A 12,094-nucleotide genomic window follows, 5' to 3' on the forward strand; every position below is an offset into this window, starting at 1 on the left:
TACTTGCATGAAATAATTCATTCCATTTAACTGATACGAATTCTCTTTTTTCACTTCATAACGAGCTGCTACATAATACACTTGAACATTCTCAGCCTCAAACTTAGAAATGTATTGAGATAATCTCGGAATATACTGTGAAGCTTTCTGAAGTGGAAGTTGTTTTACTTTTACAAGGGAAGATTTTGTCACATTGCTTATCGTATCTTCATGCCGGACGTTATCACTATGATGAAATAAAATCGTATTCTGCATAGAGCGAATCCATAGTTTCGAATATAAAACAGGTTGCTTATTTGAAATATGTTGTAATTCTTTTTGAACTACTTGAATTGGCGTTGCAGCATCCACGAATTTATTAAAGCAGACAACACTTCCAATCATAATGAGAAGCGTAAAAATACGTTTCATAATTTTTCACTCCGATTCTTTTTAATTAGAGTATTGGAGTTTCAAAGTGTTTTTATTCAAAAGAAAAAGGATAGGAAAGCTCTCGCTTCCTATCCTCATTTATTATAATACGCGGCCAAATAGTTCTAAAACCATTTCTATCTCTTGGTCGCTCCAACCTTTAAATTTCTCTTTATAATATTCTTTACGCACAGCTTCAAGCTTTTCAGTTACTTCTCGTCCGTTTTCAGTAATTTCTAAGTATACGATACGACGGTCCGAATTTGAACGTTTTCTTTCAACAAACCCTTTTCGCACGAGACGATCTGTTACAGCTGTAATATGACTGGAGGTTACGTTTACTTCACTCGCAATTTGCGAAGCCATCTGTGGACTTTTTAAAAATAACGCACGTAATACAGAGAATTCATTATATGGCATATGCTCTGAAAAACGTGTATTAATATCATTTTGTAATAAACGTATCATCTTTCGWAATGATGCAGATAAATCTAAAATCAGTGTTTCTCTATTTTCGTTCACTAGCCTCGTCCCTTTTTTATCATATTTACACATATTATAATCTATAAATACCTATATTGTATATGCTTTCTTCTCACAACATTCTCATTTATGTAACTTTTTTCATACGATTTTCTTTTTTGTTCACACATATACATGTAAAAAAGGATGGTGAGCATAAATGCAAGGTGGAATGAATCCGTATTTACATAATATCCGTACGACAAATACTGGTAAAGAAGCTACTATTACTGTACAAGGAGAAGGCATTATAAAGGCAAAACCAAATGTTGTCATATTAACACTGGGCATTCGAACAGATAGTAAAAATGTAAAACAAGCGCAAGAAGAAAATGCAGTGCAATCGAAACAATTGCTTGATGCACTCAAACAGCTAGGTATTGCCGATAAAGATATAGAAACCATTTCTTATACAATTACTCCTCAATACGAATATGTAAATGATAAAGCATTACTACAAGGCTACCGTGTGGAGCATTTGTATGAAATTACMGTTTTAAATGTGCAAAAAGCAGGGGAAGTATATGATATAGCCGTTACGAATGGTGCAAACGTAGCAAAAGGATTACGTTTTCGAATATCTCATCCAAATAAATATTATGAGCAAGCTCTCATTCAAGCTCTGCAACAAGCAGTAGACAAAGCTCGTACAATTGCGAGTACCTACAATTTAAATATTAATCCTGTTCCCCTCTCACTCGTTGAAGAATCTGTCCAATTACCGCGGGAGATCGCATCATATGCTACTTTGCATGCGCAAGCAGCTCCGCCCATTCAATCAGGAGAACTAGAAATCATTTCATCTATCCGGGCAATTTTTACGTATTTATAAATAAACTCATTTATAAGTAACCGTTATCATTTTCGTTGTTGTAAAAACATGATGTTCTGATATAATAAAGGACGGTGAGCTCTTACATAAGAGATATCACGGGTGGGAGAGGGATATGAAAAAGAAGGTTTAACATGAAAGGAATACTTGAAAGAACATTTAAATTAGACTTAYACCAAACATCACCAAAACAAGAAGTTTTAGCTGGAGTCACGTCATTTTTCACAATTGTTTATATTATGATTGTAAATGCGTCAATCTTATCAGATGCCGGCATTCCTCTTGAGGCAGGAATTTTGGCAACTGTTTTTAGTTCATTTGTCGGATGTCTACTTATGGCATTTTGGGCAAATGCACCTGCTATTCTTGTCCCTGGTATGGGTGTAAATGCATTCTTTACGTACACTGCTGTGCATACGCTTGGTTTAACTTGGCAAGAAGCATTGGCAGCTGTTTTTATCGCCGGTATTATTTTTTCAATTGCTGCTTTTACACCGATTGCTCGCGTGCTTTCGGTATCGATTCCAAAGTCATTAAAGGAAGCGATCACTGTCGGTATCGGGTTGTTTTTAGCTTTCATCGGCTTGCAAAAAGGTGGTTTAGTCGTTTCGCATCCTAATACTGCTGTTGCAATGGGGAAATTAAGTAGTCCTGTCGTTCTTGCCACACTACTTACTCTTATTGTCGCACTTGTGCTATTTGTGCGTAACGTACGTGGAAGCTTTTTATGGACGATTGCAATTGGCACTGGTATTGCATGGCTGTTTGGTCTTGTTGATACGAGTCAACTGGGAAATAGTTCGTTTTCATTCGCTAATTATGGCGATGTGTTTGGAGCTATGTCATTTGGGAAACTTTCTTCCTTGCCATTTTGGATTGCAACATTCTCCTTAAGCATGGTGCTTATTTTTGAGAACATGGGACTACTGCACGGTTTATTAGAAGATGACCGTAAATTCCCACGTGCTTACCAAGCAAATGCAATTTCAGCAATGACATGTGGTCTATTTGGCACAAGCCCTACCGTTTCAACAGTAGAGAGTGCCGCAGGTATTACTGCAGGCGGAAAAACAGGTCTGACGTCTATCGTTACAGGGTTGTTATTCTTCGCATCACTGTTTGCGCTTCCGTTTGTCAAAATAATTCCTGATAGTGCCATTGCACCAATCTTAATTATTATTGGCGGGCTGATGATTACAAGCATTCAACAAATTCCTCTGAACGACTTTTCAGAAGGATTTCCAGCGTTTTTAATTATCGTTATGATCCCGCTCACATATAGTATCGCTGATGGCATTGCGTTCGGATTTATTGCTTATCCTATCTTGAAAGTTGCTCTTGGAAAGCGTAAAGAAGTCGCACCGTCCATGTATATCATTACATGCTTATTCTTAGCCATGTTCGTATTACACGCTATTGGCTAAGAAAAAAACACCGAGGATTTCCCTCGGTGTTTTTTTACTTAAACCAACCTTTTTTATAAAACCAAGCCATCATTCCGCCGCCAATTAACGCCATTAAAATTAAGCAAATAAAATAACTATACTTCCCGCCAAGCTCTGGCATATGTGCGAAGTTCATGCCGTATACCCCTGCAATAAATGTTAACGGCATGAAAATAGTTGAGAAAACAGTTAATGTTTTCATAATGTTGTTCATATGGTGGGAATTCAACGAAAAGTAACTATCTCGAATATCTGCTGTTAATTCACGGCTTGCTTCAATCATCTCTGTCAGTTTAAGCAAATGATCATGTATATCTTTAAAATAAATTTCATGATCGCTTATACCGTAAAAACGTGTTGAATTTAATATACGATACAATAAATCACGCATCGGAATAATCGTACGCCTTAGCTTAGATAAATCCGCACGAATATCAAATACTTCTTCTAGCACGCTTCCTGCTGTCTCACCCGTTAAATTATCATCAATTGCATTTAAATGGTCTTCAATGTAATAAACAGGTGCGAAATAATCATCTACAATTTGGTCAACAATTGTATGTGCTACATGTAAAGGACTCTTCTTAATACGTTTCTTTTCACCGAGCGTTTTCCATACTCTTTCAATCGCATTATTATGAGAGAAATGGAAAGAGACTATATATCGATCACTAACAAATAAATCGATTTCATGCGGTTCTAATCCATCTTCTCCGAATGCATGAAGAACTAAAAAGTTATATCCATCATAAAAATCTACTTTTGGCCTCTGTACATATTCTACACAATCTTCAATTGCAAGGGGATGGAACTTGAAGTGATCTTGTAAAATATATGTATACTCCTCTTTCGTCGGCTTATATAAATCAAGCCAATACCATACAATGTTTTCTTTTTTCGTTTCTTCTAGCGAAACATCATATAAAACTTCATTTTTTTTCGTTATTGCACAAATTCTAATCATAATTTCACCCATTACTATTATAAACAAAAAATAGTAAAAAAAGCCAAGGAGAAATCTCCTCAGCTTTTTTTATCCCGCTATTTGCGRGCAGTAAGACCCCTACCTCAAAATTCAGCGAAAGCAAAGAAGTTCGGTGGGGGATCAACTGCCCGTAAAAGCCCGATTGGTGAAGGCTMATAATCAGTGGGGATGAAGCCCCCCACTGATTAAAGTTTCACTTTATTACTTCGTTACAATACCGTGTACTAAAGTTGGTGCATCTACGTGGTCTTTAGCGATTTTCATGTTCTCATAAATTTTCACTTTTACATCTTCAACGTTTTCGCGGTTTGCGTAAATTGTAACAAGAGAGTCACCTTTTTTCACGCTATCGCCTACTTTTTTGCGAAGCATTAGACCAACTGCTAAATCAATTTCAGACTCTTTCGTTGCACGCCCTGCTCCTAAAAGCATTGCTGCTGTTCCGATTTCATCTGCAACGATTTCCGATACGTAACCGTCTTCTTTCGCTTCCACTTCAATTTTATATTGTGCTTGTGGCAATTTAGAAGGATCATCAACAACAGAAGCATCGCCGCCCTGCGCCGATAAGAACGTTTTAAATGCTTCTAACGCTTTTCCATTGTTCATTACTTCAATTAATTTTTCACGTGCATCTTCTAAAGATGAAGCTTGTCCAGCAAGGTATACCATTTGACTTCCAAGCGTTAAACATAGCTCTTCTAAATCTTTTGGTCCCTTACCTTGTAATGTATCAATTGCTTCTTGTACTTCTAATGCGTTACCGATTGCTTCACCAAGCGGCTGACTCATATCAGAAATAACCGCCATCGTATTACGACCAACGTTATTACCGATGCGCACCATTGCTTCTGCTAAACGCTTTGCATCTTCATCCGTTTTCATAAATGCTCCTGCTCCAGTTTTCACATCAAGAACGATTGCATCTGCACCAGCAGCAATTTTCTTACTCATAATCGAACTTGCAATTAGCGGAATAGAATTTACTGTTGCCGTTACMTCACGAARCGCATATAACTTTTTATCAGCAGGTGTTAAGTTTCCACTTTGCCCGATAACAGCAATTTTATTTTCATTTACAAGACGCATGAATTCATCATTTTCAATTTCAACATGGAATCCTGGTACTGCTTCTAATTTATCGATTGTACCACCCGTATGTCCTAGACCACGCCCAGACATTTTTGCAACTGGTACATCTAAAGCAGCTACTAATGGACCTAATACAAGTGTCGTTGTATCACCAACACCACCTGTTGAATGCTTATCTACTTTTACCCCTTCAATTGCTGATAAATCAATTGTATCGCCGCTGTTTACCATTGCCATCGTTAAATCAGCACGTTCTTGCTCATTCATATCTTGGAAGAAAATTGCCATTGCAAGTGAACTCATTTGATAATCTGGAATATTACCATTTGTGTATCCTTCAACGATAAAGTTAATTTCTTCTGTCGTTAATGCATGTCCATCACGTTTTTTTGCAATTAGGTCCACCATTCTCATTGTGAGGTCACCCCTTCATTTGTTTTACGATTGCTTTTACTAATGCTAAGAAGTTAGCTTTAACACGTTCTGTCGTTTCAATTACTTCATCGTGGTGAAGTGGTTGATCTAAAATACCAGCTGCCATATTTGAAATACAAGAAATACCAAGTACTTTCATACCCGCATGACGCGCTACAATTACTTCAGGTACAGTTGACATACCAACTGCATCTCCGCCAAGTGTACGAAGCATACGAATTTCAGCAGGTGTTTCATATACAGGACCTGTCATTCCAACATATACACCTTCTTGTACTTTAATATTTAAATCTGCTGCAACTTGTTTCGCCATTTCGCGAAGTTCTGGCGTATATGATGTAGACATATCAGGGAAACGTACACCCATTTCAGAATCATTTGGTCCGATTAATGGGTTCGTACCCATGAAGTTAATGTGGTCTGAAATTAACATAAGATCGCCTGGTTCAAATGATGTATTTACACCACCAGCTGCGTTCGTTACAACAACTGTTTCTACACCTAGTTCTTTCATAACACGAACTGGGAATGTTACTTTTTGCATATCGTATCCTTCGTAGAAATGGAAACGTCCTTGCATTGCTACTACTGTTACACCTTGAAGTGTACCGAATACAAGTTGACCTGCATGTCCTTCTACAGTTGAAACTGGGAATTCAGGGATTTCACTGTATGGTACTGTTACTGCATTTTCAATTTCATCTGCTAATACACCTAGTCCAGATCCAAGGATTAGTCCTACTTGTGGTGTCTCTTGAAATTTCTCTTTTAAGTATGAAGCTGATTTTGTAATTAGTTCACGATTCATCTGTTTATCCCCCTATTTCTTTAGCTCGTTTAAGAAGCTTGTTCCATGTTCTGGCATTTTAACATTAAAGTTTTCTGCTACAGTTGCACCAATATCAGCAAATGTTTGACGAAGTGATAACTCTTGTCCGCCTTCTGTCATGCTTGGACTATATGCTAATAACGGTACATATTCACGTGTATGATCAGTACCGTAGTGAACTGGATCATTACCGTGGTCTGCTGTAATTAATAATAGATCATCTTCTTTTAGTTTTTCGAATACTTCTGGAAGACGTGCGTCATATTCTTGTAGAGCTTCTCCGTACCCTTGTGGGTCACGGCGATGGCCAAATAATGCATCAAAGTCAACTAAGTTTAAGAAGCTAATACCTGTAAAGTCCATATTTAATGTATCTACAAGCTTGTCCATTCCATCCATATTTGATTTCGTACGAAGTGATTCAGTTACCCCTTCGCCATCATAAATATCAGCAATTTTACCAATAGCAATTACATCATAATCGCTATCTTTTAGTTCATTCATTACTGTGCGACCAAATGGTTTTAGTGCATAGTCATGACGATTTGGTGTACGTGTGAAGTTTCCTGGCTCTCCAACGAACGGACGAGCGATAACGCGTCCTACCATGTACTTCTCATCTAATGTTAATTCACGTGCGATTTTACAAATTTTATATAGCTCTTCAAGTGGTACTACTTCTTCATGAGCTGCGATTTGTAATACACTATCAGCAGAAGTGTAAACAATTAAAGAACCTGTTTCCATTTGTTCTTGACCAAGCTCAACAAGTACCTCAGTTCCAGAGGCTGGTTTATTACCGATAATTTTACGACCTGTCTTTTCTTCTAATTCATCAAGTAATTCTTTCGGGAATCCTTCAGGAAACACTTGGAATGGTGTATCAATGTAAAGGCCCATGATTTCCCAATGACCTGTCATTGTATCTTTTCCTGTAGATTTTTCTTGCATTTTTGTATAATATCCAAGCGGTTTCTCTACTTTAGAGATTCCTTTCATTTCACGAATATTACCAAGGCCTAATTTCACCATATTTGGCATGTGTAATCCATTCATATGTTCAGCGATATGACCAATTGTATCAGAACCTAAATCACCAAACTGCTCAGCATCCGGTGCTTCACCGATTCCCACAGAGTCCATTACGACTAGGAAAATACGTTTATATTTATTCATAACTGCAACCTCCTATATGTTCAGTTCTACTTCTTGTAGTATGTTCAAAACGCTATAAAGTGAAACTGTTATCAATGGGAATTATCTTTCGTCCTCATTATTAAACAGTACTGCTTTAAATCATTCTCTAACTTTTTCGTTTTACTTTCAAACGAATCAAAAACATTTCTAGGTTTTTCCAAGTCAGATGTCAGACATCTGATATTGATATCATAACATGTTTACGCTTTCTTTTTAATACATTTTCGTAGAATTCTTCATTTTCTTTACCCTTCTATTGTAATCCATTCTGCAAAGAAGTGCTAATCATTTCATGACTTTTTTCCTAAAATAAAAAGCAGCTCTAAAGAGCTACTTTTTATTTTACTTCTACTGTTTCTTCTTTATGTTCATGTAGTTCACCTTTTCTTACATGAACTTTCACTTTATAAGCACCATTCTCTTTGAAAGTATGTTTACTTTCATACTCCCCTTTATTCCCCTCTTTCGCCGGAATAAATTCGTGTTTTTCAACGCCGTCTTTCCAAATCTCAAGTTGTACTTCAGCACCAGATAACGCTTCTTCTTTTTGTTTTAAATGAACTTTCATTGTTGACTCAGCATTTGCTTTAATATCTCCAGCCATAAGATGTATCATCGTATCACTTTTATGATCCCCATGACCTTCTTCTTTTTTCGCATCTTCAACTTTTGCATTTCCCACAGCCACTTTTACTTCTGGCATAACATGCATTTCACGTGCATTTGTATGAGCAATAACATGATATACTCCATCCGTTTCGAATGTTTTTTCTACAGCATAAACACCTTTTCCTTTATGCTTAGCATTTAACATCTCGTGCTTTTCGTCGCCTGCTTTCCAAATTTCAAACTTTACATCATCAGCATCTGTTACTTTTTCTTTTCCTTGTGTAACAAGTGCTTGTACTTCTGTTTTTTCACCTGGTTTAATTTCTTTCGGATTCGTTTGAACTGCTACTTTTACAGCTTCAAGTTTCTGTTCTTTTTTCGGTTCTTCTTTGTTTGTATTACAGCCAGCCAATGCTAGCATCACGATAAATAACGTCATAATAAGTTTTTTCATCATCATTTCCTCCTTCATACTTTATTTAGTATAGAGGAAATACATTGTAATATTCTAGTCTTCCGCTGAAAACAATGTACGAAATGTTTGTGAAGTTTCTGTGAAATGGTTTGTTCTTCTTAATCTATGAAAAAAGAGCATAGTGACTATGCTCTCGGGTGAAACTGTTTATATACATCTTTTAATCTAGTTTTTGAAACGTGCGTATAAATTTGCGTCGTTGAAATATCTGCATGTCCAAGCATTTCTTGTACAGCACGCAAGTCTGCCCCGTTTTCTAATAAATGTGTAGCAAAAGAATGGCGTAACGTATGCGGTGTAAGCTCTTTTTCAATATTTGCTTCTTTCGCTAATCGTTTTAAAATTTTCCAAAATCCTTGTCTCGATAATCGATTACCATGATGGTTTAAAAAGAGTGCATCTACTGCTTTTTTACCCATCAATTCTCTTCTTCCTTTTTCAATATACTTTTGAATCGCTTCTGTCGCTAAGCTTCCTAATGGAATAATTCTTTCTTTATTCCCTTTCCCTATGCAGCGAACAAACCCCATCGTTAAGTGTACATCTTCTAAATTTAATGAAATTAATTCTGAAACACGAAGTCCTGTTGCATACAACAACTCTAACATTGCCTTATCACGAATCCCAAAAGCACTTGCCGTTTTCGGTGTTTGAAGCAATGCTTCCACTTCGTCGATCGATAATACTTTTGGTAATTTCCGTTCCCCTTGTGGCGTTTCAATATGTACCGATGGGTCATGCTCCACTGCTCGTTCACGAAGTAAAAATTGATGAAACGAACGAATCGATGCAATATGACGCGCCAATGTTTTTGAAGATTTTCCGTTTTCTTTTAAATGCTGCAAAAAGTTAACAATATGCAAGCGTGTCACTTCATGAAACGTCTTCGTTTGTTCTACATTTTGCAAATACTTCACATAGCTTTTCAAATCGCGTTCATAAGATACAACTGTATTTTTCGCTAAACCTTTTTCAACAATCATATAATGAATAAAATCTTTTAATTGATCTTCCAATCTACACTACTCCCCATTTTCATAGAAAAACATCATTCTATTTACGAAAGCATCCTTTTCCGGCTCCTCATTCCCTGATACTTTTTCTACAGTCTCTTCTTTTGGCTTTTCATAACGATGGTAACTTTCATATTCTTCATTTATCCATAGTATAGCGAAATAAAACAAAATCGTACAACTTGTAAATAATAAAAATACTTTCATCCCATCAAAAGTTAATTTTAAAGCTCGGCGCATTGTAAATTCCTCCAAAATATAAGTTATTACAACATATGCCAAGCTTTCACCAATTTATACCTTATTCAAATAAAAAACCTCTTCCTAGTTAAATAGGAAAAGGTTATTTTTCATCCGTTTCATTTTCTTGACAATTTTTACAAATCCCATGGAATGTTAAACGATGATCTTTCACCTTAAAGCTCCAGTCTCGTTCCACTTTATTCTCCACTTCACCAAGTAAATCTTCTTGTATTTCTTGTACAGCACCGCATTGTGTACAGATTAAATGATGATGGAAACGCTGTGCACCTTCTTGGCGTAAGTCATAACGCGAAACACCGTCTCCAAAGTTAATCTTATCGACAACTTTCAACTCAGACAATAACTCTAAAGTTCGATAAACGGTTGCTAATCCGATCTCTGGCGACTTTTCTTTTACAAGGAGGTATACATCTTCTGCGCTTAAATGATCTTCTTCATTTTCTAGCAGCACACGAACTGTTGCTTCACGTTGTGGTGTCAATTTATAGCTCGCTGCATGTAATTGCTTCTTAATTCGTTCAATTCTTTCTTCCATTCGGTACTACTCCCTCCTCGCCACTCTTACACCATTATATCAGAAGAAGGGCTCCTGTCAAAAGAAAAACAATAAAAACAAATTGATAATTATTCTCAAAAAGTATTTATTGTTTGTTAATAGCCTCCACAACTTCTTTCATTAAAACTGGTGATGCATACGCTTCGACACTGGAAGCAATAGCTAATACCGCTCCAATCACGAGAAAAAAGCATGTATAGCGAATTAATAACGGTAATAGTGGCTCAGTTATTTTCCGGATAAATTGATGCCTAATCATTCGCAAGGAAAAGCTTGCAGCAATTGTTGTCATTACGAGAAATACAGGAATTATAATTAAATTTTGTGGCAATACAGATACAAATGCTAATAATAGTCCATTCCATCCGTGCTGACTTACTAAAAAACCTACTGTAAATCCAACAACTACCCCTTTTAAAAATAGTAAGATAAAAATGAGCGGCAACCCAATAATTGAAATCCCCAAAATCCAAATAAAGCCGATATATTTTAATTGCGAAAAGTAACTTTCTCGAAACATTTCGCCCGCGACAGCAAATTCTCCTTTAGAAACTTGTCCAAAAAAACGCTGTAAATAAAATGATAAATCTTGCTTTTGGTTTATTTGTAAACTATTCACAAGAATCGCTCCAAATATTACTCCCATCAGTAATAAAACCGCATTAAATATATATAGTGAAGAATTTTCCTGTATGTGAGACATTACACGGTCTTGCCACGTTTTTCGCCACATTTTCCTTCCCTCCGTTCACACTCTTACTAAAAATGTATGAAAGAAAGAAAAAAAGTATGACGAATTAGCATTGAAATTCCGCTCTACTTTGCTAAACTAAAAAGTAGAGAATAGGAGGGATTTCTCTTGAAACCATTATTATTAGATTTTCCAACATTATTTCAAACTGAGCGCTTGCAAGTACGTAAGCCGTTTCCAGGTGATGGCACAGAAGTATATGAAGCAATCCAAGCTTCTCTAGAAGACTTATTACCATGGATGCCAATTACAGCTGAAACAGAAGAACGTGCTGAAGAAATTGTTCGCGAAGCTCACGGACAGTTTTTACTTCGTGAAACACTTGATTTCCACTTATACGATAAAGTATCTGGTACATTCATCGGAGCTATTACTCTCAAGCCTGAAAACTGGGATATTCCAAAGTTTTCACTTCACTTCTGGCTACATAGCGCTTATACAAAGCATGGCTATATGACAGAAGCCATTAAAGGTGCGATTCAATTTGCATTTGATAAACTAGGTGCTAGAAGAATTGAAATTCGTACTGATGCAACAAATATAAACGCATGTAACTTAGCAGAACGTCTAGAATTTATTTTAGAAGGTACAATGGAAAATGATTTCCTAGCACCCGATGGCAGCTTACGCGATGCACGTGTATATGCAAAAATCAACTAAAAACRCTCGCCTTAGGCG

The 12,094-nt window shown here is 36.6% G+C and carries 14 protein-coding genes; 3 read left to right on the plus strand and 11 right to left on the minus strand.

The features are described from left to right. Together AC1DTM_RS11650 and AC1DTM_RS11655 are read right to left on the minus strand one after the other, a co-directional pair. Positions 1-411 (minus strand): hypothetical protein (locus AC1DTM_RS11650; RefSeq protein WP_477000246.1); only part of this gene is annotated, 411 nt, incomplete at its 3' end. Between the two features lie 102 nt (positions 412-513). Then, complete coding sequence (locus AC1DTM_RS11655; RefSeq protein ID WP_477000247.1) at positions 514-933, minus strand: MarR family winged helix-turn-helix transcriptional regulator; 420 nt, start codon at positions 931-933, stop codon at positions 514-516. Positions 934-1,093: 160 nt separating this feature from the next. On the opposite strand from AC1DTM_RS11655, the gene AC1DTM_RS11660 reads away from it, so the two are divergent. Together AC1DTM_RS11660 and AC1DTM_RS11665 are read left to right on the plus strand one after the other, a co-directional pair. Continuing rightward, on the plus strand, positions 1,094-1,765 hold the full coding sequence (locus tag AC1DTM_RS11660) for an SIMPL domain-containing protein (RefSeq protein ID WP_002111627.1): 672 nt from the start codon (positions 1,094-1,096) through the stop codon (positions 1,763-1,765). A gap of 134 nt (positions 1,766-1,899) precedes the next feature. Further along, a complete protein-coding gene (locus AC1DTM_RS11665; RefSeq protein WP_477000248.1) occupies positions 1,900-3,189 on the plus strand; it encodes an NCS2 family permease in 1,290 nt (429 codons plus the stop codon). Between the two features lie 34 nt (positions 3,190-3,223). Here the strand turns inward: AC1DTM_RS11665 and corA are convergent, their stop codons facing one another. From corA to spoIIM, 9 genes are all read right to left on the minus strand, one after another. Further along, entirely contained in the window at positions 3,224-4,186 is a 963-nt protein-coding gene (gene corA / locus AC1DTM_RS11670; RefSeq protein WP_002160605.1) for a magnesium/cobalt transporter CorA, read from the minus strand. Between the two features lie 210 nt (positions 4,187-4,396). Further along, positions 4,397-5,701 (minus strand): pyrimidine-nucleoside phosphorylase, encoded by a 1,305-nt coding sequence (locus AC1DTM_RS11675; protein WP_477000249.1) that lies wholly within the window; start codon positions 5,699-5,701, stop codon positions 4,397-4,399. A 7-nt stretch (positions 5,702-5,708) separates the two neighbouring features. After that, positions 5,709-6,530, minus strand: a complete 822-nt coding sequence (locus AC1DTM_RS11680) for a purine-nucleoside phosphorylase (protein ID WP_001078443.1) — start codon at positions 6,528-6,530, stop codon at positions 5,709-5,711. A 12-nt stretch (positions 6,531-6,542) separates the two neighbouring features. Next, positions 6,543-7,727, minus strand: coding sequence for a phosphopentomutase (gene deoB / locus AC1DTM_RS11685; protein ID WP_016106092.1), 1,185 nt, complete (start codon positions 7,725-7,727; stop codon positions 6,543-6,545). 358 nt (positions 7,728-8,085) lie between these two features. After that, the gene (locus AC1DTM_RS11690; RefSeq protein ID WP_002111634.1) at positions 8,086-8,814 is read right to left on the minus strand and encodes a FixH family protein; all 729 of its coding nucleotides are present in this window, start codon (positions 8,812-8,814) and stop codon (positions 8,086-8,088) included. A 143-nt stretch (positions 8,815-8,957) separates the two neighbouring features. Continuing rightward, positions 8,958-9,848: a site-specific tyrosine recombinase XerD gene (gene xerD / locus AC1DTM_RS11695; RefSeq protein ID WP_002111635.1), complete on the minus strand. Its 891-nt coding sequence runs from the start codon at positions 9,846-9,848 to the stop codon at positions 8,958-8,960. Between the two features lie 6 nt (positions 9,849-9,854). After that, positions 9,855-10,085, minus strand: coding sequence for a YqzK family protein (locus AC1DTM_RS11700; protein WP_002088473.1), 231 nt, complete (start codon positions 10,083-10,085; stop codon positions 9,855-9,857). 103 nt (positions 10,086-10,188) lie between these two features. After that, positions 10,189-10,644, minus strand: coding sequence for a ferric iron uptake transcriptional regulator (fur, locus tag AC1DTM_RS11705; RefSeq protein WP_000392654.1), 456 nt, complete (start codon positions 10,642-10,644; stop codon positions 10,189-10,191). A 106-nt stretch (positions 10,645-10,750) separates the two neighbouring features. Then, positions 10,751-11,398 carry a stage II sporulation protein M gene (gene spoIIM / locus AC1DTM_RS11710; protein WP_002111637.1) on the minus strand — a complete coding sequence of 216 codons (648 nt, stop codon included), beginning with the start codon at positions 11,396-11,398 and terminating at the stop codon, positions 10,751-10,753. 126 nt (positions 11,399-11,524) lie between these two features. Between spoIIM and AC1DTM_RS11715 the strand changes: the two genes are divergently transcribed. Beyond that, positions 11,525-12,076 carry a GNAT family N-acetyltransferase gene (locus AC1DTM_RS11715; protein ID WP_002033881.1) on the plus strand — a complete coding sequence of 184 codons (552 nt, stop codon included), beginning with the start codon at positions 11,525-11,527 and terminating at the stop codon, positions 12,074-12,076. The last annotated feature ends 18 nt before the right edge of the window (positions 12,077-12,094 follow it).

The organism is Bacillus sp. P4_D3 (assembly GCF_056401855.1).

Bases quoted from the DNA above. Each gene is read 5' to 3' on its own strand.
- spoIIM (WP_002111637.1), bottom strand. From the start codon at position 11,398: ATGTGGCGAAAAACGTGGCAAGACCGTGTAATGTCTCACATACAGGAA.
- AC1DTM_RS11680 (WP_001078443.1), bottom strand. From the start codon at position 6,530: ATGAATCGTGAACTAATTACAAAATCAGCTTCATACTTAAAAGAGAAA.
- AC1DTM_RS11700 (WP_002088473.1), bottom strand. From the start codon at position 10,085: ATGCGCCGAGCTTTAAAATTAACTTTTGATGGGATGAAAGTATTTTTA.
- corA (WP_002160605.1), bottom strand. From the start codon at position 4,186: ATGGGTGAAATTATGATTAGAATTTGTGCAATAACGAAAAAAAATGAA.
- AC1DTM_RS11690 (WP_002111634.1), bottom strand. From the start codon at position 8,814: ATGATGAAAAAACTTATTATGACGTTATTTATCGTGATGCTAGCATTG.
- deoB (WP_016106092.1), bottom strand. From the start codon at position 7,727: ATGAATAAATATAAACGTATTTTCCTAGTCGTAATGGACTCTGTGGGA.
- fur (WP_000392654.1), bottom strand. From the start codon at position 10,644: ATGGAAGAAAGAATTGAACGAATTAAGAAGCAATTACATGCAGCGAGC.